The following is a 25,470-nucleotide window of genomic DNA, read 5'->3' as shown; positions in this document are numbered from 1 at the left end:
TCAATCCGCCGGGCCGCCATGCCCGTCCCGCCCGCCATGCCCCTCGCGCGCGCCGTGCCGCAACCGCTGTTCCAGCCGGTCGGCAAAGGCCGCGCGCTCCTGCGGCGCCATCACGGACAGCCGCTCCAGCATCAACTCCTGCCCCAACGAGACCCGCTCGGCCATCCGCGCCTGCTGGTTCGCCAGCACGCCGCGCAGCGCATCGGGATCGAAAGGCTCGGCCCGCAGCGCCGCCAGCAGCGCGCGGAAATCCTGCCGCATCTGCTGCCGCATGTCCTGCATCCCGGGCGCACGCTGCACGAAGGCACGCCGCAGCGCCGCACGGTCCTCGCGCGACAGCGCCTCGGTAAAGGGGCCGAAGTCCAGATCGCGCACCATCCGCTCGCGCGGGCCGCCATCGCGCAGCACGGCCCCCGCGACCAGCCCGACCACCAGCAGGTTCAACGCGACCGAAATCCCCAGCGCGATCCGCACCCCGCGCCCGCCCCGCGCCGCCGCGACCCCAGCCGCAGGGGTCGCCCCCCCGTCCTTGCGCTCGTCCATCGTTCATTCCCCTGCAAAAAGCGTCTCGACGCTCGGGATCAGTTCCACCGTTTCCAGGGGCGCGCCCAGCACCGCATCCCCCAGCAACACCAGCCCCGCAGGCTGGACATAGCCGATCAGCAGCCCGGCCAGCGCCGCCGTGCCCATCCCCGCCAGCGCCCCCGCCCCCCCGAAAAGCGACACCGCCCGCGACCACAGCCCCGCCCGCATCGCAGGCGGTGCCACGACAGGCGCGGCGGGGCGCGGCTGCTCGGCCAGCGCATCCGCCAGAACCCGCGCCATCAATGCCTCCGACGGCTGCGCCCGCAGGGTCCGCGCCTCGGCGAACAGCCCCTCCAGCCCGTCATCGGCCTCATTCCGCATCGTCATAGCCCAACTCCCCGCGCCGTCCGGCAAGGATCGCCGCCAGCGCCCGTTTCCCGCGGGCGGTCAGACTTTCGACCGCCTCCACGCCGATGTCCATCACCTCGGCGATCTCTGGATTGCCGAACCCCTCGATATGGCGCAACACCACCGCCTGCCGCTGCCGCTCGGGCAGGGCATCCAGCGCCGCCTGCAAGGCCGCCATCCGGTCCGCCTCGATCAGCCCCGCCTCGGCTCCGCCTGCGCCGTCCGCCACCTCGGGCGCCTCGTCCAGCGCCGCCGTGGGCCGCCGCCGCCGCGCCCTGATCCGGTCGGTGCACAGGTTGGTGACCACGCGGTAAAGCCACGTCGCCACCTGCGCCTCGCCCGACCGCCAGCCGGGTGCCGCGCGCCACAGCCGCAGCATCGCCTCCTGCACGATATCCTCGGCCTCGGCCCCGTCGCCCAGCAGCCGCGCCGCATAGCCCTGCGCCCGCGGCACAAGGCGCAGCGTCAGCGCCCGCGCCGCCGCAGGATCGCCCGCGGCATAGCGGGCCAGAAGCGCCTCGTCCGTGGCAGAGTCCACATCCTCGGCCTGCATGTCGCGGGGCATGTCCATCCTGCCTCGGGCTTAACCTGTCACGTTCCACCGCGCAAACCCCGCGCGCCATGACGGCGCGCGGGGTGGTGCCGCGCCTATTCCGCGGCGTCACCGAACCAGCCGCCCCAGCCACCACCATGCCCGTGCCCGTGGCCGTGGCCCCTGCCATGACCCCGCCCGCCGCGCATCTCGGCCATCTCTGCCTGTGCCGCCTCGATCTCGGCCTCGCTCAGCGCCCCGTCCCCGTCGCTGTCGGCCATCCCGAACAGCCGGTCCGGCGCAGGACGCGCGGCAAGCTCCGCCGCCGTCAGCAGCCCGTCGCCATCGGCATCATGCCGCTCGATCATCCGCGCGGCCATGTCGGTGGCCCGCGCCTCGATCCGCTTGGCCGCCATTACGGCCAGTTCCGCAGCCGACAGCTTGCCATCCTTGTCGGCATCCGCCGCCGTCACCTCGGCGTCGCGAAAGGCGTCCATCTCGGCCGGCGTGATCTTGCCGTCCTTGTCGGCATCGACCGCCGCGAAATCCAGCGCGGCCAGCGGCCCGCCCATTCCCATGCCCATGCCCATACCCATGCCGCCCATATCGCCACGCTCGGCCAGCGCCGCCGTCGACAGTGCCGCACCCGCCACCGCCGCCAGCGCCAGCATCGAAAGCCCCTTGCCCGTTCGCGTCATCGCATCTCTCCCGTAACCGGACCGCGGCACCCTTGCCCCGCCCTTCTGCACGTCCAACGCCGCCCCCCGCGCTTTCCGTCGCCCGCACCTGCAATTTTCCGCGCGACGCCGCGAATTCCGCCGATGCGGCGATCCGTCCCCTCCCCAAGCCCGCAGCACAGCCTTAGGACTACGCCTTCTTGTTCACCCAGATCCGGAACCCAAGATGCCCGACGGACACTTCCCGCATGACGACCTGCGCGAGGATCTTCTCGAAGACCGCCCGCTCGGCCCCGCCATGCTGCGCGGCTGGCGCCGCCGCTGCCCGTCCTGCGGGTCCGGCCCGCTCCTGCGCGGCTATCTCAAGGTCCGCGAAAGCTGCCCCGTCTGCGGCGAGGCGCTGCACCACCAGCGCGCCGATGACGGCCCGGCCTATCTGACCATCCTGATCGTGGGCCACCTGATGGCCCCCGTGATCCTCTGGGCCTTCACGACATGGCGCCCCGATCCGCTCGTGCTCGCCTCGATCTTTTCCGTGGGCACGGTGGCGCTTTCGCTCTACCTTCTGCCACGGCTGAAGGGGGCATTGGTGGCGGTACAATGGGCGAAACGGATGCACGGGTTCGGACGGAAGGGCCAGCTTCGGGAATGACGGATCAGCCGATCCGCCCCGCCGCCACGACCGTCCTTCTGCGCCGCACGGGCGCGGGCCCGCAGGTCCTGATGGGCCAGCGCGGCGCGGGGGCGGCCTTCATGCCGTCGAAATACGTCTTTCCGGGCGGCGGGGTGGATGCGGGCGACCACCGCCCCCTGACCCCCGGCCTGCTGGGCGGGCCCTGCATCGCGCGGCTCGGCCAGCACCTGCCCGACCCCGCCCCCTCACCCGCCGCCCTCGCCGCCGCCGCCCTGCGCGAGTTGCACGAGGAGACGGGCCTCACCCTCGCCCCCGCGTCCGACCCCGCGCTGCGCTTCATCTTCCGCGCCATCACGCCGCCGGGCCGGTCGCGCCGCTTCGACGCGCGCTTCTTCCTGATCGACGCAGGCCGCATCGCGGGCGACCCTGACGATTTCTCCGCCGCCTCGGACGAACTCTCGCACCTGCACTGGATCGGCTGCGGCGAGGCGCGCGCCCTCGACCTGCCTTTCATAACCGAGGTGGTGCTGGCCGAAATCGCCGCCCTGACCGAAGGCCGCCCCGACGAAGGCGTCCCCTTCTTCGACAATTCCGGCCCCGTGCCCACCTTCAGGCGGCTGGTCTGAGGGTCGGGATTACGTAATTTACGTAATTTATCCTGACAGAAGAGTGGCGGCCACCACCCGAAGAAGAACCGCACGGCAAGGCCCCCGCCCCGCACCCGCAGGATGGGCCATCACCGCCCCGCCCTACACCAGCACCGCCCCCTGCGCCCCCCGCTCCAGCCGCCATGACGCAGGCTCCGCCCCCCGCGCCCGCTCGCGCTCCAGCCGCCAGACCGGCCCCCGCTCCTCGATCATCGTGCCGGCCGACGGCAGCGGCGACATCCGCCAGCGGCTTTCCACCCCCGCCGCCACCGCCTCGCCCCCCGTCAGCATCAGGCCCAAGGGCGCCACGCCATGCCCCGCATGATGCGCCGCCTCCGTCCCCGCCTCGGCCGCAAGCTGCAACCGCCGCACGGGCGTCAGCGCGGGCGCGGCGGGCAGTTCCGCCACCACCAGCCCCACCGCGCCCGACCGCAGCGCCTCTTCCATCGCCCACAGGATATCCTCGGCCCGCCGCGCCCGCGCATAGATCAGCCGCGCCGGATCGGCCCAGACCGCCACCCCGTCGGGATAAAGCCGCTCTGCCTGCCAGCCGGGATAGATCCACAGCACCGGCCCCGCGCATTCCCCCATCACCTGCACGGCCAGCGCCACCCGCGACGGGCCGCGCAATTCATGCACCCGTCCCCGCGCCAGCCCGATCCCCGCCGCCGCCCCGCCGGGCAGGGGCACCATCCCCCGCCCGCGGGGCCGCGCGCCATGATCGGAAAGCACAGGCAGACTCATGCCCCGAAGGCTAGCATGTTCACTATTCGTTCTCAACCGCCCGCAATCCCCCTTGCCCCCGCCCGCGCCCCCGCTACGCTCTGGTCCCAGACGGAAAGGAACACGCGCATGAAACAGATCCGCCTCGGCCAGACCGACCTGATGGTCTCCCACCTCTGCCTCGGAACCATGACATGGGGCACCCAGAATTCCGAAGCCGACGGCCACGCCCAGATGGACATGGCGCTGGATCACGGCTGCACCTTCTGGGACACGGCCGAGATGTACCCCGTCAACCCCGTCAGCGCCGAGACGGCAGGCCGGACCGAAGAGATCATCGGAACCTGGCTCGCCGCGCGCGGGGGGCGCGACCGGATCGTGCTGGCCACCAAGATCACGGGCGAAGGGCAGCAGGCCGTCCGCGACGGCGCGCCCATCACGGGGGCGACGCTGCGCGCGGCGGTGGACGGCTCGCTGAAACGGTTGCAGACGGATGTGATCGACCTCTACCAGATGCACTGGCCCAACCGCGGCAGCTACCATTTCCGCCAGATCTGGGACTATGACCCCCGCCCGCTCGACCGCGCGCAGGTGACCGACCACATGCTCGACGTGCTGCGCGCCGCGCAGGATCTGATCGCCGAAGGCAAGATCCGCCACCTCGCCCTGTCCAACGATTCCGTCTGGGGCACCGCGCGCTGGCTGCACCTTGCCGAAACCCACGGCCTGCCCCGCGTCGCCTCGGTGCAGAACGAATATTCCCTCCTCTGCCGCCAGTTCGACAGCGACTGGGCCGAGCTGTCGGTGGCCGAGAACCTCCCCCTCCTCGCCTTCTCGCCCCTCGCCACGGGGCTTCTGACGGGCAAATATGCGGGCGGCGTGATCCCAGACGGCTCGCGCCGGTCGCTCAACCCCACGCTGGGCGGGCGTATCACGCCCCGCGTCTTTCCCGCCGTCGCGGCCTATCTCGGCATCGCCGCGCGCCACGGCCTCGACCCCGCGCAGATGGCCATCGCCTTCTGCCGCCAACGCCCCTTCCCCTGCATCCCGATCTTCGGGGCGACGACGCTGGACCAGTTGAAAACCGCCCTCGGCGCGGGCGACGTCACCCTGTCGGACGAGGTTATGGCCGACATCGACGCGGCACATCGCGAACATCCGATGCCGTATTGAGGGATGGTGAGCCAAGACGCCGCCCCTTATGCGCAACGCAAGGGTGGCGGCCGTCCCGTCGGGGTGGCTGCACATATATGTGCGGCCGCCCCGGGGGGGCGGGACGGCCGCCACCCGGGGCTTTGGCCCCGGGTGAGGACCAACCGAAGCGCAAATGTTCTGCAAACTCATGGCCGAACGCCCGAGAGCCGCGCCTCAAGACAAGGCCCCCCTCAAACCCGCCCCGTCGTCCCCCGCTCCACCAGCCGCAGCGCCAGCACGGGCGGCGGCAGCGCCGGTTTCCCCTCCATCAGCGCCAGCAGACGCTCCACCGCCGCCTGCCCGATCTCGCGCACCGGCTGGGCGACCGTCGTCAGTTGCGGGATCGTATAGCGCGCCGCCGGCAGATCGTCGAAACCGATCACCGACAGGTCGCGCGGGACCACCAGCCCCCGCCCTGCCGCCGCATGGATCGCCCCGATCGCCGCCATGTCGGTCGTCCCGATGATCGCCGTGGGCAGCACCTCGCCCAGCAGCGCATCGGCCAGCGCGCGGCAGGCCTCGAACCCGTGCTCCGCCCCCAGCCGCACGGCCACGGGCGCGAGCCCCGCCCCCGCCAGTTCCGCCGTGATGCCTGCCAGACGTTCCTGCACCGGCGCGGAATGGTCCGGCGCGCCCACCACCCCGATGGCGCGGTGGCCAAGGTCCAGAAGATGCCGCGCCAGCATCCGCCCGCCCGCATGATGATCCACCGCCACCGCCGCCAGCCCGGGCAGGGCGCGGTCCACCGCCACGATGGGCACCCCCGCCGCCACCAGCCGCCCCACCCCCGCCCCGTCCGACGCGACGGCGGCCATGATCACCCCGTCCACCTGCTGCGCCAGCATCGCGCCCACATAGGCCGCCTCATGCTCGGGGCTTTCCGCCGTCGAACAGATCATCGCCTGATAGCCCCGCGCGAACAGCGCCTGCTCCACCGTATGGGCCAGTATCCCGAAGAAATGCACATCCAGCGCAGGCAGCAGCACGCCCACCATCCGGCTCGACCCCGACCGCATCGCCCGCGCCCCCGCATTGGGCCGATAGTCCAGCTCGCGCACCGCCGCCTCGATCCGCGCGCGCATCCCGGCGCTGACATAGCCCGACCCGTTGACCACCCGCGACACCGTCGCGATGGACGCCCCCGCACGCTTGGCGATATCCCTGATCTTGGTCATCCGCTCCGGCCCTGCTGCCCGTCCTGTCTAACCCCCTTTCGCCAAAGGGCAAGCCATTTGCCCCATCCGCCACATCGCGCAGGAAATATATATTCACAGTCTTGAATATTATATCGGGACAGTCTACCTCTGCCCCGTCACCCGCAGGAGTCTCCCATGCGTATCCTCGCCACCGCATCCTTTCTCGCCCTCGCCTCCGCCCTCCTCCCCGCTTCCGCCGCGCGGGCCGAGAGCGTCACCCTCGCCCCCGTCACCCTGACCGAATGGAAGGCCGTCTACGGCCGGATCGAGGCGCGCGACCGTATCCCCGCCCGCGCCCGCCTTGGCGGCACTCTGGCCAGCCTGCGCGTGGCCGAAGGCGATACGGTCGAACAGGGCGATGTGCTGGCCGAGATCGTCGACCAGAAGATCGGCTTCCAGCTCTCGGCCCTGACCGCCCAGCGTCAGGCGCTTGCGGCGCAACTGGACAATGCACAGGCCGAACTGACCCGTGGCGAGGAACTGCTGAAACAGGGCGTCACCACGGCCCAGCGGCTCGACGCGCTCCGCACGCAGGTCGATGTGGTGACCGGCCAGATCGCAGCACTCGACGCGCAGCGGCAGGTCGTCGAACAGCAGGCCGCCGAAGGCGCGGTGCTCGCCCCCGTCTCGGGGCGCATCCTTGACGTGCCCGTGGCACAGGGCGCGGTCGTCCTGCCGGGCGAACCCGTGGCCATGCTGGGCGGCGGCGGCATCTTCCTGCGCCTTGCCATCCCCGAACGCCACGCCGCCGACCTGACCACGGGCGCCACGATCCGGATCGACGGCGCCGGAGGTCCGACCGAAGGCACCCTCATCCGCATCTACCCGCTGATCGAGAACGGCCGCGTCATCGCCGATGTCGAGGTGCAGGGCCTTCCCGACGACTTCGTCGACGCCCGCATCCTCGTCCGCCTGCCGGTGGGCGACCGGCAGGCGCTCGCCGTGCCGGAAACCGCCCTCGTCACCCGCGCGGGGCTCGACTTCGTCGCCATCGACGGCGCGGGCCTGCGCGCCGTCGTCCCCGGCACGCACGAGGTGATCGACGGCCAGCCCATGGTCGAAATCCTCTCCGGCCTGCGCGCGGGCGACCGCATCCTGACCCAAGCCCCCGAAGCCCCCGCCGCAGAAGAGGCCAGCCATGACTGACCGTCCCGACACCGCCCTCGGCATCGCGGGCCGCCTGACCCGCGCCTTCATCGCCTCGGCGCTCACCCCCCTCTTCATCCTCGCGGCCCTCGCCGCGGGCCTCGTCGCGCTGATCTCCCTCCCGCGCGAGGAGGAACCGCAGATCTCCGTCCCCCTCGTCGACATCCACGTGCAGGCCCAGGGCCTGCGCGCCGAAGATGCCGTGAAACTGGTGACCGAACCGCTGGAAATCCTCGTCAAGGGGATCAACGACGTCGAACATGTCTACAGCCAGACCCGCGACGACGCCGCCCTCGTCACCGCCCGCTTCGAAGTGGGCACCAAGGCCGAAGACGCCATCCTGCGCGTGCACGACAAGCTGCGCGCCAACATGGACCGAATCCCCGTCGGCATCCCCGAACCGCTGGTGATCGGGCGCGGCATCGACGACGTGGCGATCCTGTCGCTCACCCTCTCTGCCGACCCCGCCTCCGACATCACGGCCAACGACCTGACCCGCCTTGCCCGCACCCTGCAATCCGAGGTGATGAAGACCGAAGATGTCGGCCTGACCTATCTGGTCGGAGAGGCGCAGGAGGCAATCCGCATCGAACCCGACCCCGACCGTCTGGCGCTTTACGGCGTCACCCTGCAACAGCTTGCGGGCAAGGTGGCCCAGGCCAACCGCACGCTCAACACCGGCAAACTCCGCGACGGCGGCAACCAGATCGACCTTGTGGCGGGCCAGACCCTGACCGCACCGGCCGAGGTGGCGAACCTCCTTCTGACCACCCGCGACGGACGGCCCGTCTATGTCTCGGACGTGGCGACCGTCCGCTTCGTCCCCGACACCTCCGACCACATCGTCAGCCACCTGACACGGGCCGAAGACGGCAGCATCGCCCGCTCGCCCGCAGTGACGCTGGCCATCGCCAAACGCGCCGGCGCCAATGCCGTGGTCGTGGCCGAAGAGGTGCTGCACGCCATCCACCTCCTCGAACCCCGCCTGATCCCCGACGGCGTCACCCTCACCATCACCCGCGACTATGGCGAAACTGCCAACGAAAAGGCCAACGAGCTGCTGTTCCACCTCGGCCTTGCCACCGTGTCCATCATCGCGCTGGTCTGGCTCGCCATCGGCTGGCGCGAGGCGGTCGTGGTCGCCATCGTCATACCCGTCACGATCCTTCTGACCCTCTTTGCCGCATGGATCATGGGCTACACGCTCAACCGCGTCTCGCTCTTTGCGCTGATCTTCTCCATCGGCATCCTCGTCGACGACGCCATCGTGGTGATCGAGAATATCGCCCGCCACTGGGGCATGAAGGACGCCCGCCCGCGGATGCAGGCCGCCATCGACGCCGTGGCCGAAGTGGGCAATCCCACCATCGTCGCCACCCTGACCGTGGTCGCGGCGCTGCTGCCCATGCTCTTCGTCTCGGGCCTCATGGGCCCCTACATGTCGCCCATTCCCGCCAATGCCTCTGCCGCGATGATCTTCTCCTTCTTCGTCGCGGTCATCATCACGCCGTGGCTGATGGTCAAGATCGCGGGCCGCGCCGACATGTCCGCCCATGCCCATGACGACACCCACGGCGGCCATCACGGCGGCTGGCTGGAACGTGCCTACAACGCCACCGCCCGCCCGCTTCTGGCCACGAAACGGCGCAGCCTGACCTTCCTCCTCGTCACCGCCGTGCTCTCCTTCGGCTCGCTCGCCGCTCTCTATACCCGCGACGTGACGGTCAAGCTCCTGCCCTTCGACAACAAGTCCGAACTCTCGGTGATGATCGACCTGCCCGAAGGCGCATCGGTCGAAGCCACCGACCGCGTCGCGCAGGACGTCGCCGCGATCGTGCTGCAACTGCCCGAGGTGACCAGCGTGCAGACCCACGCCGGCACCCCCGCGCCCTTCAATTTCAATGGCCTTGTCCGCCACACCTACCTGCGCGCTGAACCGCAACTGGGCGAGGTGGCGATCAACCTCCTGCCGAAAACCGACCGCGACCGCGCCAGCCACGCCATCGCGCTGGACATCCGCGAGCGGCTGAAAACCCTCGACCTCCCCGCGGGCACGGTCCTGAAAACCGTCGAACCGCCCCCCGGCCCCCCCGTCATCGCGACCTTGCTGGCCGAGGTCTATGGCCCCGACGCCGAAACCCGCCGCGCCGCCGCCGCCCAGATCAGGGCCGCGTTCGAAAGCATCCCCTTCATCGTCGATGTGGATGACAGCTTCGGCCAGCCCGCACCCCGCCTGCGCGCCACGATTTCGACCGACGACCTCGATTTCTTCGGGGTGCAGGAACAGGACGTCTTCGACACCATCGCGCTCCTGAACGGCGGCCAGACGGTGGGCTATTCCCACCGCGGCGACGGCCGCCACCCGATCCCGCTCATCGTCGGGCGCGACAGGTCCGACCGCGTGCTGGATGCCCGCTTCCTGACCACCCCCATCCCCGCCAACACCCTTCCCGGTGCGCGCGGCGTGGTGGAACTGGGCGACGTGGTGCAGGTGGCAACCGAAACCGCCTCATTCCCCGTCTTCCGCCACAACGGGCGCGAGGCGGAAATGGTCACCGCCGAACTGGCGGGCGATTTCGAAGCGCCCCTCTACGGCATGCTCGCCGTCGCCCGCGCGATCGAGGCGCAGGACTGGGCCCCCGGCACGAAACCCGAAATCAGCCTGCACGGCCAGCCCGAGGACGAGACGAAGACCACCCTCCTCTGGGACGGCGAATGGGAAGTGACCTTCGTCACCTTCCGCGACATGGGCGCCGCCTTCGGCGTGGCGCTGCTGGGCATCTACATCCTCGTCGTGGCGCAATTCGGCTCGTTCAAGCTGCCGCTGGTGATCCTGACGCCCATCCCGCTGACCTTCCTCGGCATCATCCTTGGCCACTGGCTCTTCGGGGCGCCCTTCTCGGCCACCTCCATGATCGGCTTCATCGCCCTTGCGGGGATCATCGTGCGGAACTCCATCCTGCTCGTGGACTTCATCCGCAACACAGGCACCGGCGACGTCACCGTCGACCGCCTGATCGAGGCCGGCGCGATCCGCTTCAAGCCGATCCTGCTGACCGCCATCGCCGCCATGATCGGGGCCGTGGTCATCCTCGCCGACCCGATCTTCCAGGGCCTCGCGATCTCGCTCCTCTTCGGGCTCTTGTCCTCGACCCTGCTCACCGTTCTGGTGATTCCCGCGATCTACCGGGTGTTCCGCACCTGACCGCGACCGGCGGGGGCGCAGGACGTCCCCGCCGGCGAATTGTTTAGGCCGACCAAGGGATGGAAACGACAGGCGTTGGTCGCCCCGCCACCACGGTGTCAAACCCGCCTCCCCCGACCGCGCAAGCGACAGGGAACGTTTTGCCGGATACCTGTTGTTTAAGGAAAGGCGGAATCCGCCGGACCGATCCGAGGCGTCCCTAGCGCAATACCGGATATGTGCAGTGCCAGTGCAGATGGTTCATACCGGCAGCGCGGGCAGGGCCACATAGCCTCCGTTCCCCAGACGGATCGCCCCGCTGCCGGTCACTGCATCCCGTTCAGAAGTGGAACGGATCGGTGACCACCCGACGCCCCAGCGTTAGCGCATCCGCCACATGCACCATCGGCGCAAGGTCAACCTCGGACTGCGACCCCCGCACCAGCTCGGCCATGCGGGCGTAAAGCGCGGGATATTCCCCCATGATGCTCTCCTCGCCCGCCACATCGCGGCCCGCCACCTCGAACCGGTTGCCGCCAAGGCGCAGCGCGCAGGGCCCCGCATCCGTCTCGATCTCGATATCCCAGGTCTGCGGGCCTTCCTGCCGCCAGTCGAAATCGGCAGTGATATTCTCCGAAAACCGCAGCCGCGCCGCAATCGGCGTGTCACGGTTGGCCGGAAATTCCAGCTCCGCCCCCGTCACATGCCCCGTATGCGGCAGGATCTCGGTCAGGATCGACAGCGCATTGATGCCGGGATCAAAGACTCCCATCCCGCCGGGTTCGAACACCCAGTCCTGCCCCGGATGCCACTTGCGCACATCCTCGCGCCAGACGATCCGCGCCGATGTCACCACCCGCCCCGCCAGCCACGCCTTGGCCGGTGCCACCGCCGCCGCCATCCGGCTGTGCCATGTCGCGTAAAGCGACACGCCAAAGGCATCTGCCAGCGCGCGCAGGCAATGCACCTCGGCCAGCGTCTGCCCCGGCGGCTTTTCCAGCATCACATGCCGCCCCGCCCGTATCGCCGCCTCGGCATAGGGATAGCGCGGCTGCGGCGGCAGGCACAGCGACACGGTCCCGATATCGGGCCGCGCCTCCAGCATGGCGGCGAAATCGGTGAAGGCCTCCACCCCCTCCACCGTCCCCGACCGGCTGACCGTCGCCGCCAGTTCCCAGTCGGGCGACGCTGCCAAGGCGGGCACATGCTGATCCCGGGCGATCTTGCCGATGCCTACGAGGGCGATCCTCTCGCGCGGCATCAGTGCGAATCCTTGCCCACCGGCGCGCCCCGGCAGCCGCGCAGGAATTCGAGGTCCGCCCCCTTGTCCGCGCCCATCACATGCTGGTGGTGCAGCATCGCATAGCCGCTGTCGGGCGGCGCGATGCGCGGGGTCCATGCGGCCAGCCGCGCGGCCAGTTCCTCGTCGCTGATATCCAGATGCAGGCGCCGGTTCGGCACGTCCAGTTCGATGAAATCCCCGTCCCGCACCACGGCAAGGGGGCCACCCGCCGCCGCCTCGGGGCTGGTGTGCAGGCAGACCGTGCCATAGGCCGTGCCCGACATGCGCGCATCGGAAATCCGCACCATATCGGTGATACCCTTCTTCAACACCTTCGGCGGCAGGCCCATATTGCCCACCTCGGCCATCCCCGGATAGCCCTTCGGCCCGCAATTCTTCAGCACCATCACGCAGGTCTCGTCGATATCCAGATCGGGGTCGTTGATCCGTTCCTTGTAGTGGTCGATATCCTCGAACACGACCGCGCGGCCGCGATGCACCATCAACTCCGGCGTCGCCGCCGACGGCTTCAGCACCGCGCCATTCGGCGCCAGATTGCCCTTCACCACCACCACGCCGCCCGATTGCGTGATCGCCCGCTCCACCGGCAGGATCACATCCTCGTTGTGGTTGGTGACATCCTTCACCTGATCCCACGCCGTCTCGCCCGACACGGTCAGCGCGTCCTTGTTCAGCAGCCCCGCCTCGCCCAGCCGCTTCAGCACGACAGGCAGGCCACCGGCATAAAAGAATTCCTCCATCAGGTATTTGCCCGACGGCATCAGGTTCACGATGGTCGGCACGTCGCGCCCCAGCCGGTCCCAGTCGTCCAGCGTCAGGTCCACCCCCACCCGTCCGGCAATCGCCAGAAGGTGGATCACCGCATTGGTCGACCCGCCGATCGCCGCATTGGTGCGGATCGCGTTTTCAAACGCCGCTTTCGTCAGGATGTCGGACGGTTTCAGATCGTCCTTCACCATCTGGACGATCCGCCGCCCCGACATCTGCGCCATCACGCGCCGGCGCGAATCCACCGCCGGAATCGCCGCATTGCCCGAAAGCGCCATGCCCAGCGCCTCGGCCATGCTCGCCATGGTGCTGGCCGTGCCCATCGTGTTGCACGACCCCGCCGACCGGCTCATCGACGCCTCGGCCTCGGCGAATTCCGCCATGCTCATCTCGCCCGCCTTCACGGCTTCCGAGAATTTCCACAGATGCGTCCCCGACCCGACCCGCTCACCCTTGTAATAGCCGTTCAGCATCGGCCCGCCCGTGACGATGATCGACGGCAGGTCCGTGGACGCCGCCGCCATCAGCAGGCTGGGCGTAGTCTTGTCGCAGCCCACCAGCAGCACGCAGCCATCCATCGGCTGCCCGCGCATCTGCTCCTCGATCGACATGGCCGCCAGATTGCGGAACATCATCGCCGTGGGCCGGAACGCCGATTCCGAAACCGAGAAAACCGGCACCTCCACCGGAAACCCGCCCGCCTCGTAGATGCCGTTCTTCACCTTTTCCGCCAGCGCGTTCAGATGCGCGTTGCAGGGGTTCAGCTCGGACCAGGTGTTCAGGATGCCGATGACGGGCCGCCCGTCGAACAGGTCATGCGGGAAACCCTGATTCTTCATCCAGCCGCGGTGATAGATGTTGTCGCGGCTCGACCCCCCGAACCATTCCTGCGAGCGCAGCTTGCGGGGCCATTTGGCGGGTTTGAAGGTCATGCTTTCCTCACAATGCTTGCACAGCCAGCGCACCCGCATCCGCAGGGGCCTTGGCCAGTGTATTCCGCAACGGCAGACCGAACTCTGCCGCCTCGATCTCGAAGATATCGCCCTCCTGCGTGGCAAAGCCATCCGCAAAACTCAGCGTCGCCGTGCCGAACATGTGCACATGCACATCGCCCGGCTGCCGGAACAGCCCGTACTTGAAATGATGATGTTCAAGGTTCGCCATCGTGTGCGACATGTTCGCCTCGCCCGACAGGAAGGGCTTCTCCCACACCACCGCGCCGCCCCGCCGGATGCGGCTTGTCCCCCGCACGTCCGCAGGCAATTCCCCGATCAGGATTTCCGGCCCGAAACTCGCCTCGCGCAGCTTGGAATGCGCCAGCCACAGGTAATTCACCCGCTCCGTCACATGGTCCGAAAACTCGTTCGCCAAGGCCCAGCCCAAACGGCACGGCACCCCGTCGGGCGAGATCACATAGACCCCCGCCAGCTCCGGCTCCTCGCCCCCGTCCTCGGCAAAGCCCGGCATGGTCAGCGCGCCGCCGGGCGGCACGGCGGTCGTGCCGTTGCCCTTGTAGAACCACTCGGGCTGCACCCCCACATGGCCGGCCGCAGGACGCCCGCCCTCCAGCCCCATGCGGAACATCTTCATGCTGTCGGTCAGCACCTCCGCCCCCGCCAGCTTGGCATGCATCGCATCGCGGGCCGAGGCGCTGCCCAGATGCGTCAGCCCCGTCCCCGTCAGATGCATATGCGCGGGATCGGGATGCGTGATCGGCAACACCACCCGCCCCTCGGCCAGCAGCGACGGCAGGTCCACTGCCTCGCCCAAACCCCGCTCGGCCACCAGCGCCGCCACGGGCCGCCCCGTCGCCGCCGCCTCCATCGCCAGCGCATAGGTGCTCTCCACCCCGCGCAGCACCGCCGCCTCGGACCCCGACCGTACCACGACGGCCAACCCGCCATCCGGCCGCCTCACCTGCGAAATCAGCATGACAGCCCCCTCACTTGTTCTTGTTGTAGACATCGAAGATGACCGCAGCCAGCAGCACCAGCCCCTTGATCACCTGCTGATAGTCGATGCCGATGCCCATGATGGACATCCCGTTGTTCATCACCCCCATGATCAACGCGCCGACCACCACCCCGATGATCTTGCCCGACCCGCCCGTCATCGACGCCCCGCCGATGAAGACCGCCGCGATCACGTCCAGCTCGAACCCCACCCCCGCCTTGGGGGTCGAGGAATTCAGCCGCGCCGCCACGATCATCCCCGCCAGCGACGCCAGCACCCCCATGTTGCAGAAGGTCAGGAAAACCAGCCGGTCCGTATTGATCCCCGACAGCCGCGCGGCCTTCTCGTTCCCGCCCAGCGCATAAATGCGCCGCCCCGTCGTCGTGGTTTCCGTGAAGAAGGCATACAGAACCGTCAGCACCGCCAGCACCACCACCACATTCGGCAGCCCCCGGAACGACGCCAGCTTGTAGCCAACGAACATCAGCGCGGCCACGACCACGAAATTCCGGATGGCAAAGACCACCATCGGCTCCGGCGTGATCCCGAATTGCTGATCCCGCGCCCGCGCCCGCAGCCCCATCCACAGGATGGCAACAGAGGCCAGCGCGATCAGCACCAGCGCCGTGATGTTCGGCTTGCCCACGCCGAAGGCATCCGGGATGAACCCCGTGGACAGCGACTGGAACGACTTCGGGAAGGGCCCCACGTTCTGCCCGTCCAGAAGCCACAGCGTCAGCCCCCGGAACACCAGCATCCCCGCCAGCGTCACGATGAAGGACGGGATGCGCCAATAGGCCACCCAATAGCCCTGCGCCGCCCCGATCAGCAGGCCCACGAACAGACAGGTGGGCACCACCGCATAGACGGGCCAGCCCATATTGACCGTCAGCACCGCCGCCACTGCGCCGGTGAACCCCACGACGGACCCGACCGACAGGTCGATATGCCCCGCCACGATCACCAGCAGCATCCCCAGCGCCATGATGATGACATAGGAATTCTGCAGGAACAGGTTGGTGATGTTCTGCGCCGACAGGAAGTCGACGCCCTGCGTCACCCGCACGATCACGGTAAAGAACAGGACGATGGCGACCAACGCCAAAATCATCCCGTTCTCGCGCAGATGCCCGCCCAGATGCGCGCCGATCCCCTTGCCGCCCGCGTTTGCCGCCTGATCCGCCATCACGCCACCCTCGCCTTGCCGTCGTTCAATATCATGGACATGATCCGTTCCTGCGACGCCTCCGCCCGCGAAAGCTCGCCCACGATCCGCCCCTCGTTCATCACGTAGATCCGGTCGCACATGCCCAGAAGCTCGGGCATCTCGCTGGAAACCATCACCACCCCGCGCCCCTGTGCGGCCAATTCGTTCATGATCGTATAGATCTCGAACTTCGCCCCCACATCGATCCCCCGCGTGGGCTCATCCAGGATCAGCACCTGCGGATCGGCAAACAGCCATTTGGACAGCACGACCTTCTGCTGGTTCCCGCCCGACAGGTTCACCACCTTCTGGAACACGCTCGGCGTCCGGATCGACATTGCCCGCCGATACTCCTCGGCCACCTGTTGCTCGCGCCCGCGCGACAGCACGCCCCGCGTGGCGACCCCCGCCAGATTGGCCAGCGTGATGTTCTTGACGATGGGCTCGTCCAGCACCAGACCCAGCTGCTTGCGGTCCTCGGTCACATAGGCCAGCCCCGCCGCGATCGCCTTCGTCACCGAAGACGTATCGACGACCCGACCGCCCATCCTCACCCTGCCGGAAATGTTGCGCCCATAGGCATGGCCGAAGATGGACATGGCCAGCTCCGTCCGCCCCGCCCCCATCAGCCCCGCGATCCCCACGATCTCGCCCTTGCGGACATGAAAACCCGCATCGCGGATCATCTGCCGCCCCGTCTGCTCGGGGTGCCAGACGTTCCAGCCCTCCACCTCCAGCAGCACCTCGCCGGGGTTGCTGTCCCGCTCGGGGTAACGGTGCGCCATGTCGCGCCCCACCATGTCGCGGATGATCCGCTCCTCGCTGATCTCCTCCTTGCGCAGCGTCGACACCGTCGCCCCGTCGCGCAGGATGGTGATCCGGTCCGCCACCCGCCCGATCTCGTTCAGCTTGTGGGAAATGATGATCTGCGTGACCCCCTGCGCCTTCAGCTCCAGCATCAGGTCCAGCAGTTTCTGGCTGTCATTCTCCTGCAAGGCCGCCGTGGGTTCATCAAGGATCAGCAGCCGCACATCCTTGGCCAGCGCCTTCGCGATCTCGATCAATTGCTGCTTGCCGACGCCCAGCTTGCCGACCACCGCCGTCGGCGCCTCGTCCAGCCCCACCTTCCGCAGCAGCCCTTCCGTCTTCTGGAACGCCAGCGGCCAGTTGATCACGCCCTTAGACGCGACCTCGTTGCCCAGAAACAGGTTCTCCGCAATCGACAGGAGCGGCACCAAGGCCAGCTCCTGATGGATGATGATGATCCCCTTCGCCTCGCTGTCCCGGATGCCCCGATTGGTCAGCAACGCGCCGTCATAATGGATCTCGCCCTCATAGCTGCCAAAGGGATAGACCCCCGACAACACCTTCATCAGCGTGGACTTCCCCGCGCCGTTTTCGCCGCAGATGGCGTGGATCTCCCCCTGCTCCACCGTCAGGTCCACATGGTCCAGCGCGCGGACCCCCGGAAAGACCTTGCTGATCCCCCGCATCTCCAGAAGCGTCGCCATGTCTCCCCCCAAAGGCGTGCAGAAAGGCCCGCCCCCGCACGGGGGACGGGCCCTCTTCCGTCAAGCTTACTTCAGCTGGTCCGCGGTGTAATAGCCCGAACCGACAAGGACTTCCTCGTAGTTCGACACATCCACCGACACCGGCTCCAGCAGGTAGGACGGCACGACCTTGACGCCGTTGTCATAGGTCGAGGTGTCGTTGATCTCCGGCTCGCCGCCCGACAGGATGGCATCGACCATCTTCACGGTCACACCGGCCAGCGCGCGGGTATCCTTGAAGATCGTCGAATACTGCTCGCCCGCGATCATCGACTTCACGGACGGAATCTCCGCGTCCTGCCCCGTCACGATCGGCATCGGCAAATCGCCCGACCCGTACCCCACGCCCTTGACCGAAGACAGGATGCCGATCGACAGCCCGTCATAGGGCGACAGCGCGCCATGCAGCTGCTTGTCGCCGTAATTGGCCGACAGCAGGTTATCCATCCGCGCCTGAGCCACCGCACCGTCCCAGCGCAGCGTGCCGACCACGTCCATGCCCATCTGGCCCGACGGGATGACGATGTCGCCCGCGTCGATCAGCGGCTGCAACACGCTCATCGCGCCGTTGTAGAAGAAGAAGGCGTTGTTGTCGTCCGGGCTGCCGCCGAACAGTTCCACGTTCCACGGCTTCGCGTCGGGGAAACGCTCCTTCAGACCGGCCACCAGCGATTCCGCCTGCTGCACGCCCACCTTGAAGTTGTCAAAGGTCGCGTAATAGTCGACCGAACCGCTGTCACGGATCAGGCGGTCATAGGCGATGACCTTGATCCCGGCCGCGGCGGCATTGTCCAGCGCGTTCGACAGCGTGGTCCCGTCGATGGCCGCGATGACCAGCACGTTCACGCCCTTTGTGATCATGTTCTCGACCTGCGCCAGCTGGGTCGGGATGTCATCCTCGGCATATTGCAGGTCGGTCGCGTAACCGGCGGCGGTGAACTGCTCCACCATCGAATTGCCGTCCGAAATCCAGCGCGCCGACGACTGCGTCGGCATTGCAATCCCGACCGTGCCCTTGTCCTGCGCGAAAGACGGCGCGCCGACCAGCGACGCGGCAGTGGCGAGCGCCAGCAGCGCCCTTCTGGAAAGTTGCATTGGTTAATCCTCCCTCGCCGTGATGCGCCACGGCATGTTGACGGCCCCGTCGCAGGCTCCCCCCGCAAGCGCCGTGGGGCGAACAGTTGCAACAGCCTCGCATATCCGTCAAAGACTGTTTCGTGATCCATTCATAACGAAACCGTCATGCAAGATCCCGACACCTTCCTCCGCCGCGGGCTGAAGCTCTCGCATCTCCGCCTGCTTGCGGCCCTTGCCGAAACCGGCCAGCTCACCCTTGCCGCCGAACGGCTGGGCCTCGCCCAGCCCGCCGCCTCGCGCCTTCTGGCCGAGGTGGAGCGGATCACCGGCCAGCCCGTCCATACGCGCACGGGGCGCGGCCTGACCCTCACCCCCATGGGCCATGCCCTGGCCCACCGCGCCACCCGCATCGTCACCGAACTGCGCGACGCCGAACGCGAGATGGCGGAAATCGCGAACGGCCAGTCCGGCCATGTCCGCATCGGCTCCGTCACCGGCCCCGCGCTCGACCGCGTCCTTCCCGCGCTCCGCACCGCCCGCCTCGCCCTGCCCGCCGTCACGGCCGAGGTGATCGTGGCCCCCTCCGACTTCCTCGCCCAGCAACTCCTGACGGGCCGCATCGACTTTGCTATCGGCCGGATGCCCGACGGGATGGAGGGCGACCTCTCCCTCTCCGCCCCGATGGGCGACGAACCCGTGGCCCTCATGGTCCGGCGCGGCCACCGCCTCGCCAGCCTGCCGCGCCTCGCCCCCGACGACCTGATGGCCTTCGACTGGGTCATGCCCGGCCCCGACGCGCTCCTGACCCGCACCGTCATCGCGCGGCTGCAGGCGCTCGGCCTGCCCACCCCGCCGCAGCGCCTCTCGACCTCGTCCTTCCTGCTGACGCTGGCGCTGATCCAGCAATCCAACGCCATCGCCCCCCTCGCCCGCGCCGTCTGCGACCGCTTCGCGGGCCCCGACTCGCCCTACGTCATCCTCCCCCTCGACCTCGGCATCACCGTGGCCCCCTACGGCCTTCTGACGCGGCAAGGCGCCACCCTCACCCCCGCCGCCGCCCGCCTTGCCGCCCTTGTCACCGCCGGCGAAAGCGGAGGCTGACGCAAATGCGCAAACCCCGCCCCGGGCTTCACCCGGGGCCTCCCCCCGAACCCGGCAAACCCGCAGGTCCCGGGTCAAGCCCGGGACGGGGTCACAACCCCTGCTTAGGCCCAGCCTAACCTACACCACGGAAAACCCTCCTTCCCCCGCCGAACCCCATGCCCCAAACTCGCCTTTACGCCCCCCTTCCAGAAAGACCGCCATGACCGCCCTCGACCCCGCCCTGAAAGCCATCGAAGAACTCCGCGCCAATGTCGCCGTCCCCTTCGAACGCGCACAGGCCATGCCGAAATCGGTCTACACCTCGCCCGACTTCGCCGAGGCCGAACAGCGCCACATCTTCGCGCGTGACTGGCTCTGCGCCGGCCGCGCCGACGCGCTGAAAGATCCCGGCGACTACCTGACGATGGACATCGCGGGCGAACCCGTCATCATCCTGCGCGACCGCGATGGGCAACTCCGCGGCCTGTCCAACGTCTGCCGCCACCGCATGTCGACGCTGCTGGAAGGCCGCGGTCGCGTCCGCGCCATCGTCTGCCCCTATCACGCCTGGACCTACAACCTCGACGGCTCCTTGCGCGGCGCGCCTGCCATGACGCTGAACGAAACCTTCTGCAAGGATCAGGTCCACCTGCCCCGCATCCGCGTCGCCGACTGGCACGGCTGGATCATGGTCACCCTCAACCCCGACGCCCCCGACATCCACGACCGCCTGCGCGATGTCGAGGCGCTGGTGGGCCATCTCGACATGGCCTCCTACACCGAAACCTTCCGCGAGGAATTCCGCTGGCACACCAACTGGAAGGTGCTGGCCGAGAATTTCATGGAGAGCTACCACCTCCCCGCCTGCCACGCAGGCACAATCGGCGGCACCTGCGACCTCGCGCTGATGGAATGCCCCGAAGGGACCGATGCCTTCAACTACCACTGGATCGTCAAGAACGACCTCGTCCCCCTTGGGCTGGCCCATCCCACCAACACGAAACTCCAAGGCGACGAACGCCGCATCACATGGCTTCTGGCGATCTACCCCGCGCTTCTCATCACCCTGACGCCGGGCTATTTCTGGTACCTCTCCCTCACCCCCGACGGCCCCGGCCACGTCAAGGTACTCTTCGGCGGCGGGATGAGTGCCGACTGGATGGCCGACCCCGACGCCCCCGCGCATCTGGCATCCGTCAAGGCGCTGCTCGACGACGTGCAGGTCGAAGACAAGGGCTGCACCGAAAAGGTCTATCGCGGCCTGCTCTCGGCCCTGTCCACCCCCGGCCCACTCAGCCACCTCGAACGCCCGAACTTCGAATTCGCGCAATACATCGCCCGCATGATGCCGCAGACATGATGCCGTCCTGATCCGCCCCTTCATCTGTTCCCAAATATCCTGCGGGGGTCCGGGGGTGCAAAACCCCCGGCGCCTGCCACCAGTCGCAACGCCGGAAAGAGACCCAATGGCCCATACCCGCCACCGCAAGTTCAACACCAAGGAAACCTACCCCGAACAGAAGCTCGACAACGACCTCGCGCAGGCCGTCGTCGCGCGGGGCACGATGATTTTCCTGCGCGGCCAGTGCCCGCAGGACCTCGACACCGCCAGGAACATCGACAGCCACGATCCCGTGGAACAGACCCACAAGGTCATGCAGAACATCCGCCAACTGGTGGAAGAGTGCGGCGGCAAGATGGAGCATGTGACGAAACTCGTCGTCTACCTGACCGACGTGCGCCACCGCGAAGCCGTCTACCGCACCATGGGCGAATACATCCGCGGCGTGCACCCCGTCTGCACCGGCCTCGTGGTCGTGGCCTTGGCCCGCCCCGAATGGCTGGTGGAAATCGACGCAACTGCCGTCATACCGGACTGACCCGTCGCAAGCCGGGGGTTTTGCACCCCCGGACCCCCGCAGAGTATTTGGACCGAGATGAAGCAGCCTTCATTTTCCGTCCCCAAATATCCTGCAGGGGGTCCGGGGGACGCAAAGTCCCCCGGCGGCCCGCCAAGCAGAGGACCAAAATGACCTTCTCCCTCCTCGCCCGCTGCCCGGATACCGGCGCCTTCGGGATGGTGATCTCCTCCTCCTCCCCCGCCGTGGCCGCCCGCTGCGCCCATGCGCGCGCAAGCGTCGGCGTGGCCGCGACGCAGAACATCACCGACCCGACGCTGGGGCCGAAACTCCTCGATGCGCTGGCCGCAGGGGCGGACGCCGCACAGGCCATGGCACAGATCACCGCCACCGCCGCCCATATCGACTACCGCCAGCTCATGGTGGTGGACCGCAACGGCGGGACGGCATCCCATTGCGGCAGCCGCATCCTCGGCAACTGGGGCATCGCAACGGGTGCAGGTGTCATCGCGGGCGGCAACCTCCTTGCCCATGACGGCGTGCCGCAGGCCATGGTGGACGGCTTCCTTGCCGCACGCGGCCCCTTGGGCGACCGCCTCATCGCCGCCCTCCTTGCCGGCCGCGACGCAGGCGGCGAGGCGGGCCCCGTCCATTCCGCAGGCCTTCTCATGGTGGACCGCGAAAGCTGGCCCGTGGCGGAGCTTCGCATCGACTGGTCCGACGACGCCCGCCCGATCGAGGCCGTGGCGCGCGCATGGGCCGTCTACGCCCCCCAGATGCCCGCCTATATACAGCGCGCGAAAGACCCGCGCGAGGCGCCCTCCTACGGCGTCCCCGGCGACGAGTGAAGCAGCACCGACAGCGGCGGGATCGCCCCCGTCGCCGTCGCACCCCGCAGCGACCACGCCGCCGCCCGATGCCCCAGCCGCAGGCACTCCTCCGGCCCCCACCCCTCATGCAGCCCGTAGATGCAGCCCGCCGCGAAGGCATCGCCCGCGCCCACGGGGCTGACCACATCCGCCGCCGCCACCGGATCGGGCCGCACGACCACCGCCCCCCGCGCATCCAGCCACAGCCCCAGCGCGGGCGTATGCACCACCACCGCCCCCGCGCCGCCCTCCCGCAGCCGCCCTGCTGCCGCCGTGATCGCCTCCAGATCATCCGGCCCCGCCACAGCCAGCCCCGTCGCCCGCGCGGCCTCCCCCTCGTTCAGGAACAGCACATCCAGATGCGGCAGCGCCGCCTCCACCGCATCCGCGAACCCCGCGCGGTCGGTGGACACCAGATCGGCCACCGTCACCATCCCCGCCGCCCGCGCCCGCGCCAGCACGCGCGCCGCCCCGCTGGACCCGCCCGCCACCACATCCAGCCGCCCCAGCAGGTTCAGGTATCCCAGATAGAACAGCCGCGCCCCCGCCTCCGCCACCGCCTCGACCGCGATATCGCCCTCATCCAGCAGGTCATTCGTGCCGGGATGGTAAAAGAACGTCCGGCTGTCCCCCGTCACATTCATCACATGCGTATGCGCCGTGGGCGCGCGGTCCGTCTCGGCCAGTTGCGCCCCGTCCGCCCCCGCCGCCTCCACCGCCCGGCGCACCGTGGCCGCGTGCCGGTCCATCCCCACCAAGCCTATGGCCCAGAGCGGCAGCCCTGTCCGGAACGCCGCCAGCGACAGCATCACATTGGCAGCACCACCCCCCGTCCCCTCCACCTCGTCCAGGATGCGGACAAGGTCGCTTTTCGCAGGCCAGCCCTCGATGGTGTGGACGATGTCCACGATCCAGTTCCCCGCACAGGCGACGCCCCGCCGATTCAATAGGAAACCTCCACCGCCTGCCCGCTGATCCCCGCCTGTAGCGCCGCCGTCAGCACCGCATGATGTGCCGCCGCCTCCTCTGGCGTGGCGCAAGGAAAGCCCTTAGCATCCCCGCCCGCCAGCTCATCGACAAAGGCCGCCCACATCTGCTGGATCGCATCGGTGAAGCCGAATTCGAAAATCCCCCCCGTGATGGCGCCGAACAGCGGCGTATAGCCCAGATCCTCCGTCACCCAGCCCTGCGCCCCGCCCGCCTCATAGCGCATCCACGACCACTGGCGCGGGCTCTTGGTGGTAAAGACCGCCGACCCGTTCATCCCCAGCACGCGGATCGACCACGTATTCGCCTCGCCGGGCGCGATCCGCCAGGTCTTCAACACCATGGGAAACGCCCCCCCCGCATCCGGCACGTCGCAGGTGATCGTCGCATTGTCCCACGTATCGCAGGCCACACGCCCGCCCTTGCCATCGGGCCGCGTCTCCACCCGCTTGACCAGCGACGCCGTCACCCGCGCGGGCCGCCAGCCCAGCCGCAGCGGCACATGCAGCACATGCATCCCCAGATCGCCCATGCAGCCATAATCGCCATTCACCCCCGCCATCCGCTTCCAGTTGATGGGCTTGTCGGGGTTGATGTCGCTGGAATGCAGGAAGCACGCCTCCACCTCCAGCACCGGCCCCACCGCGCCGGAGCGCACGAACTCCACCACCTTCTGCGCGCCGGGATAGAAGGGCATCTCGGACGAACAGCGCACCAGCAGATCGGGCCGCGCCGCAATCGCCGCCGAAATCGCGCGGTTCTGCACCAGATCCATCCCGAACGGCTTTTCCCCCAGCAGATGCTTCCCCGCCGCCAGAATGGCAGGGTAGATCTCCGCATGCAGCACATGGGGCACCGCGCAATAGACCGCCTCCACCTCCGGATTGGCCAGCAACGCGCGGTAATCCGTCGTCACCTGCATCGGCCCCAGCGCATCCGTATACCAACCCATCAGCGCGGCGTTCGTGTCACAGACCGCCACGATCCGCGGCCGCGCCCGCATCCCCGTCAGATGCATCCACCGCGCCGCGGCCGAGGCGAACTCGCGCCCCATCAACCCGCAGCCGATGATGCCGAACCGCACCTCGCGCATCACTGCCCCCCGATCATGGCCAGCGCCGCCTCGGGGCTGGCCCCCTCATGCACCACCGCCATCAAGGCCCGCGTCATCCCCGTAGGGTCCGGATGCTGGATCACATTGCGCCCATAGACGATGCCCCGCGCCCCCTGCCGCATCAGCTCTGCCGTCCGCGCCAGAATTTCCGCATCCGACACCCGCCCGCCGCCCCGCACCAGCACGGGCAAGCCCTGCGCGATCTCCACCACGCGGTGATAGTCCGACACGTCCGAACAGGGGTCCGCCTTGATGATATCCGCCCCCAGCTCCGCCGCCTGCCGGACCAGCGGCAGGATCTTGTCGATATCCCCGTCCACCATATAGCCGCCCTTGGCATTGTCCTGCATGACCAAGGGCTCCACCATAAGCGGCATCCCCATGATCTCGCATTCCCGCTTCAGCGCATTCACGTTGCGAACGCAGGCGCGATAGACCTCCGGCTGATCGGGCAGCAGCAGCAGGTTCACCACCACGCAGGCCGCATCCAGCACCACCCCCTGCTCCACCGCGCGGTCGATCACCTCGGAAAACAGCGCGCGGGGCAGCGGCGTGCCATAGACATTGGCGATATCCGTCCGCAGCACCAGCGCGGGCTTGTCCTTGCCCCTGATCCCCTGCAACAGCGGCGCCGTCCCGGGCGGCAACTGGATCGCATCGGGCTTGGCCGCCGCAATGGCGCGGATCGCCGCCCCCATATCCTCGATCCCGCCAAGGAAGCTCCGCTCGTTGAACATCCCGTGGTCGATCGCCACGTCAAAGCAATTGCCCGAAGGCGCGAACAGGCGGTTCATCCGGGCGGCTTTCATCGTCATCTCTCCATGAAAACGTTTC

Annotated in this window: 24 protein-coding genes; 9 read left to right on the top strand and 15 right to left on the bottom strand. The window is 68.5% G+C overall.

Annotated elements, in window-relative coordinates; genetic code table 11:
• The 4 genes from GU927_RS17515 to GU927_RS17500 all read right to left on the bottom strand — a co-directional run bounded on the left by GU927_RS17515 (position 1) and on the right by GU927_RS17500 (position 2,163).
• The gene (locus GU927_RS17515; protein ID WP_161763745.1) at positions 1 to 543 is read right to left on the bottom strand and encodes a periplasmic heavy metal sensor; all 543 of its coding nucleotides are present in this window, start codon (positions 541 to 543) and stop codon (positions 1 to 3) included.
• Between the two features lie 3 nt (positions 544 to 546).
• On the bottom strand, positions 547 to 912 hold the full coding sequence (locus tag GU927_RS17510; RefSeq protein WP_232489259.1) for a dihydroorotate dehydrogenase: 366 nt from the start codon (positions 910 to 912) through the stop codon (positions 547 to 549).
• Positions 896 to 1,504 (bottom strand): RNA polymerase sigma factor, encoded by a 609-nt coding sequence (locus GU927_RS17505; RefSeq protein ID WP_161763744.1) that lies wholly within the window; start codon positions 1,502 to 1,504, stop codon positions 896 to 898. Before GU927_RS17505 ends, GU927_RS17510 begins: the two co-directional genes overlap by 17 nt.
• A 77-nt stretch (positions 1,505 to 1,581) precedes the next feature.
• On the bottom strand, positions 1,582 to 2,163 hold the full coding sequence (locus GU927_RS17500; protein ID WP_232489258.1) for an EF-hand domain-containing protein: 582 nt from the start codon (positions 2,161 to 2,163) through the stop codon (positions 1,582 to 1,584).
• 205 nt (positions 2,164 to 2,368) lie between these two features.
• Between GU927_RS17500 and GU927_RS17495 the strand changes: the two genes are divergently transcribed.
• On the top strand, positions 2,369 to 2,794 hold the full coding sequence (locus GU927_RS17495) for a DUF983 domain-containing protein (protein WP_161763743.1): 426 nt from the start codon (positions 2,369 to 2,371) through the stop codon (positions 2,792 to 2,794).
• A complete protein-coding gene (locus tag GU927_RS17490; protein WP_161763742.1) occupies positions 2,791 to 3,402 on the top strand; it encodes an NUDIX hydrolase in 612 nt (203 codons plus the stop codon). The genes GU927_RS17495 and GU927_RS17490 overlap by 4 nt, the downstream gene beginning before the upstream one ends.
• 123 nt (positions 3,403 to 3,525) lie before the next feature.
• Here the strand turns inward: GU927_RS17490 and GU927_RS17485 are convergent, their stop codons facing one another.
• Positions 3,526 to 4,167, bottom strand: coding sequence for an ImuA family protein (locus tag GU927_RS17485; protein WP_161763741.1), 642 nt, complete (start codon positions 4,165 to 4,167; stop codon positions 3,526 to 3,528).
• A gap of 108 nt (positions 4,168 to 4,275) precedes the next feature.
• On the opposite strand from GU927_RS17485, the gene GU927_RS17480 reads away from it, so the two are divergent.
• The gene (locus GU927_RS17480; RefSeq protein ID WP_161763740.1) at positions 4,276 to 5,319 is read left to right on the top strand and encodes an aldo/keto reductase; all 1,044 of its coding nucleotides are present in this window, start codon (positions 4,276 to 4,278) and stop codon (positions 5,317 to 5,319) included.
• A 212-nt stretch (positions 5,320 to 5,531) separates the two neighbouring features.
• Here the strand turns inward: GU927_RS17480 and GU927_RS17475 are convergent, their stop codons facing one another.
• Positions 5,532 to 6,515, bottom strand: coding sequence for a LacI family DNA-binding transcriptional regulator (locus GU927_RS17475; protein ID WP_161763739.1), 984 nt, complete (start codon positions 6,513 to 6,515; stop codon positions 5,532 to 5,534).
• 156 nt (positions 6,516 to 6,671) lie between these two features.
• Here GU927_RS17475 and GU927_RS17470 point away from each other — a divergent pair, with 156 nt between their 5' ends.
• Together GU927_RS17470 and GU927_RS17465 are read left to right on the top strand one after the other, a co-directional pair.
• The gene (locus tag GU927_RS17470) at positions 6,672 to 7,682 is read left to right on the top strand and encodes an efflux RND transporter periplasmic adaptor subunit (RefSeq protein WP_161763738.1); all 1,011 of its coding nucleotides are present in this window, start codon (positions 6,672 to 6,674) and stop codon (positions 7,680 to 7,682) included.
• A complete protein-coding gene (locus GU927_RS17465) occupies positions 7,675 to 10,887 on the top strand; it encodes an efflux RND transporter permease subunit (protein ID WP_161763737.1) in 3,213 nt (1,070 codons plus the stop codon). Before GU927_RS17470 ends, GU927_RS17465 begins: the two co-directional genes overlap by 8 nt.
• Before the next feature lie 319 nt (positions 10,888 to 11,206).
• Here the strand turns inward: GU927_RS17465 and GU927_RS17460 are convergent, their stop codons facing one another.
• The 6 genes from GU927_RS17460 to chvE all read right to left on the bottom strand — a co-directional run bounded on the left by GU927_RS17460 (position 11,207) and on the right by chvE (position 18,742).
• On the bottom strand, positions 11,207 to 12,127 hold the full coding sequence (locus tag GU927_RS17460; RefSeq protein ID WP_161763736.1) for a Gfo/Idh/MocA family protein: 921 nt from the start codon (positions 12,125 to 12,127) through the stop codon (positions 11,207 to 11,209).
• Positions 12,127 to 13,869, bottom strand: a complete 1,743-nt coding sequence (gene araD / locus GU927_RS17455; protein ID WP_161763735.1) for an L-arabinonate dehydratase — start codon at positions 13,867 to 13,869, stop codon at positions 12,127 to 12,129. The genes GU927_RS17460 and araD overlap by 1 nt, the downstream gene beginning before the upstream one ends.
• A 7-nt stretch (positions 13,870 to 13,876) precedes the next feature.
• Positions 13,877 to 14,869, bottom strand: a complete 993-nt coding sequence (gene araD1, locus GU927_RS17450; protein ID WP_161763734.1) for an AraD1 family protein — start codon at positions 14,867 to 14,869, stop codon at positions 13,877 to 13,879.
• A 10-nt stretch (positions 14,870 to 14,879) separates the two neighbouring features.
• Positions 14,880 to 16,076, bottom strand: a complete 1,197-nt coding sequence (gene mmsB, locus GU927_RS17445) for a multiple monosaccharide ABC transporter permease (protein WP_161763733.1) — start codon at positions 16,074 to 16,076, stop codon at positions 14,880 to 14,882.
• On the bottom strand, positions 16,076 to 17,608 hold the full coding sequence (gene mmsA, locus GU927_RS17440; protein WP_161763732.1) for a multiple monosaccharide ABC transporter ATP-binding protein: 1,533 nt from the start codon (positions 17,606 to 17,608) through the stop codon (positions 16,076 to 16,078). Before mmsA ends, mmsB begins: the two co-directional genes overlap by 1 nt.
• A 66-nt stretch (positions 17,609 to 17,674) precedes the next feature.
• Positions 17,675 to 18,742, bottom strand: coding sequence for a multiple monosaccharide ABC transporter substrate-binding protein (gene chvE / locus GU927_RS17435; protein ID WP_161763731.1), 1,068 nt, complete (start codon positions 18,740 to 18,742; stop codon positions 17,675 to 17,677).
• 147 nt (positions 18,743 to 18,889) lie between these two features.
• Here chvE and GU927_RS17430 point away from each other — a divergent pair, with 147 nt between their 5' ends.
• From GU927_RS17430 to GU927_RS17415, 4 genes are all read left to right on the top strand, one after another.
• Entirely contained in the window at positions 18,890 to 19,825 is a 936-nt protein-coding gene (locus GU927_RS17430; RefSeq protein WP_161763730.1) for a LysR family transcriptional regulator, read from the top strand.
• Between the two features lie 202 nt (positions 19,826 to 20,027).
• Complete coding sequence (locus tag GU927_RS17425; RefSeq protein WP_161763729.1) at positions 20,028 to 21,167, top strand: aromatic ring-hydroxylating oxygenase subunit alpha; 1,140 nt, start codon at positions 20,028 to 20,030, stop codon at positions 21,165 to 21,167.
• Positions 21,168 to 21,273: 106 nt separating this feature from the next.
• Entirely contained in the window at positions 21,274 to 21,687 is a 414-nt protein-coding gene (locus GU927_RS17420; protein ID WP_161763728.1) for a RidA family protein, read from the top strand.
• Between the two features lie 149 nt (positions 21,688 to 21,836).
• Positions 21,837 to 22,514 (top strand): DUF1028 domain-containing protein, encoded by a 678-nt coding sequence (locus GU927_RS17415; RefSeq protein ID WP_161763727.1) that lies wholly within the window; start codon positions 21,837 to 21,839, stop codon positions 22,512 to 22,514.
• On the opposite strand, the gene GU927_RS17410 is transcribed toward GU927_RS17415, so the two are convergent.
• Genes GU927_RS17410 through GU927_RS17400 form a run of 3 tightly spaced genes read right to left on the bottom strand, consistent with a single transcriptional unit; the run spans position 22,490 to position 25,451 of the window.
• The gene (locus GU927_RS17410; protein WP_161763726.1) at positions 22,490 to 23,482 is read right to left on the bottom strand and encodes a carbohydrate kinase family protein; all 993 of its coding nucleotides are present in this window, start codon (positions 23,480 to 23,482) and stop codon (positions 22,490 to 22,492) included. The genes GU927_RS17415 and GU927_RS17410 overlap by 25 nt on opposite strands.
• Complete coding sequence (locus GU927_RS17405; protein ID WP_217765717.1) at positions 23,479 to 24,615, bottom strand: Gfo/Idh/MocA family protein; 1,137 nt, start codon at positions 24,613 to 24,615, stop codon at positions 23,479 to 23,481. Before GU927_RS17405 ends, GU927_RS17410 begins: the two co-directional genes overlap by 4 nt.
• Entirely contained in the window at positions 24,615 to 25,451 is an 837-nt protein-coding gene (locus GU927_RS17400) for a class I fructose-bisphosphate aldolase (protein WP_232489257.1), read from the bottom strand. The genes GU927_RS17405 and GU927_RS17400 overlap by 1 nt, the downstream gene beginning before the upstream one ends.
• Positions 25,452 to 25,470: the final 19 nt, after the last annotated feature.

The organism is Paragemmobacter amnigenus (genome assembly GCF_009908265.2).
Taxonomy (GTDB): Bacteria; Pseudomonadota; Alphaproteobacteria; order Rhodobacterales; family Rhodobacteraceae; genus Paragemmobacter; species Paragemmobacter amnigenus.
This window is presented reverse-complemented; position numbering and strand designations above follow the sequence as displayed.

Coding starts and splice junctions, on each gene's coding strand:
- GU927_RS17400 (WP_232489257.1), bottom strand. CDS start 25,451: ATGACGATGAAAGCCGCCCGGATGAACCGCCTGTTCGCGCCTTCGGGC.
- GU927_RS17490 (WP_161763742.1), top strand. CDS start 2,791: ATGACGGATCAGCCGATCCGCCCCGCCGCCACGACCGTCCTTCTGCGC.
- GU927_RS17510 (WP_232489259.1), bottom strand. CDS start 912: ATGACGATGCGGAATGAGGCCGATGACGGGCTGGAGGGGCTGTTCGCC.
- araD (WP_161763735.1), bottom strand. CDS start 13,869: ATGACCTTCAAACCCGCCAAATGGCCCCGCAAGCTGCGCTCGCAGGAA.
- mmsA (WP_161763732.1), bottom strand. CDS start 17,608: ATGGCGACGCTTCTGGAGATGCGGGGGATCAGCAAGGTCTTTCCGGGG.
- GU927_RS17425 (WP_161763729.1), top strand. CDS start 20,028: ATGACCGCCCTCGACCCCGCCCTGAAAGCCATCGAAGAACTCCGCGCC.
- GU927_RS17405 (WP_217765717.1), bottom strand. CDS start 24,615: ATGCGCGAGGTGCGGTTCGGCATCATCGGCTGCGGGTTGATGGGGCGC.
- GU927_RS17515 (WP_161763745.1), bottom strand. CDS start 543: ATGGACGAGCGCAAGGACGGGGGGGCGACCCCTGCGGCTGGGGTCGCG.
- GU927_RS17475 (WP_161763739.1), bottom strand. CDS start 6,515: ATGACCAAGATCAGGGATATCGCCAAGCGTGCGGGGGCGTCCATCGCG.
- chvE (WP_161763731.1), bottom strand. CDS start 18,742: ATGCAACTTTCCAGAAGGGCGCTGCTGGCGCTCGCCACTGCCGCGTCG.
- GU927_RS17415 (WP_161763727.1), top strand. CDS start 21,837: ATGACCTTCTCCCTCCTCGCCCGCTGCCCGGATACCGGCGCCTTCGGG.
- GU927_RS17495 (WP_161763743.1), top strand. CDS start 2,369: ATGCCCGACGGACACTTCCCGCATGACGACCTGCGCGAGGATCTTCTC.
- GU927_RS17460 (WP_161763736.1), bottom strand. CDS start 12,127: ATGCCGCGCGAGAGGATCGCCCTCGTAGGCATCGGCAAGATCGCCCGG.
- GU927_RS17485 (WP_161763741.1), bottom strand. CDS start 4,167: ATGAGTCTGCCTGTGCTTTCCGATCATGGCGCGCGGCCCCGCGGGCGG.
- mmsB (WP_161763733.1), bottom strand. CDS start 16,076: ATGGCGGATCAGGCGGCAAACGCGGGCGGCAAGGGGATCGGCGCGCAT.
- GU927_RS17470 (WP_161763738.1), top strand. CDS start 6,672: ATGCGTATCCTCGCCACCGCATCCTTTCTCGCCCTCGCCTCCGCCCTC.
- GU927_RS17420 (WP_161763728.1), top strand. CDS start 21,274: ATGGCCCATACCCGCCACCGCAAGTTCAACACCAAGGAAACCTACCCC.
- GU927_RS17480 (WP_161763740.1), top strand. CDS start 4,276: ATGAAACAGATCCGCCTCGGCCAGACCGACCTGATGGTCTCCCACCTC.
- GU927_RS17505 (WP_161763744.1), bottom strand. CDS start 1,504: ATGGACATGCCCCGCGACATGCAGGCCGAGGATGTGGACTCTGCCACG.
- GU927_RS17465 (WP_161763737.1), top strand. CDS start 7,675: ATGACTGACCGTCCCGACACCGCCCTCGGCATCGCGGGCCGCCTGACC.
- GU927_RS17430 (WP_161763730.1), top strand. CDS start 18,890: ATGCAAGATCCCGACACCTTCCTCCGCCGCGGGCTGAAGCTCTCGCAT.
- araD1 (WP_161763734.1), bottom strand. CDS start 14,869: ATGCTGATTTCGCAGGTGAGGCGGCCGGATGGCGGGTTGGCCGTCGTG.
- GU927_RS17500 (WP_232489258.1), bottom strand. CDS start 2,163: ATGACGCGAACGGGCAAGGGGCTTTCGATGCTGGCGCTGGCGGCGGTG.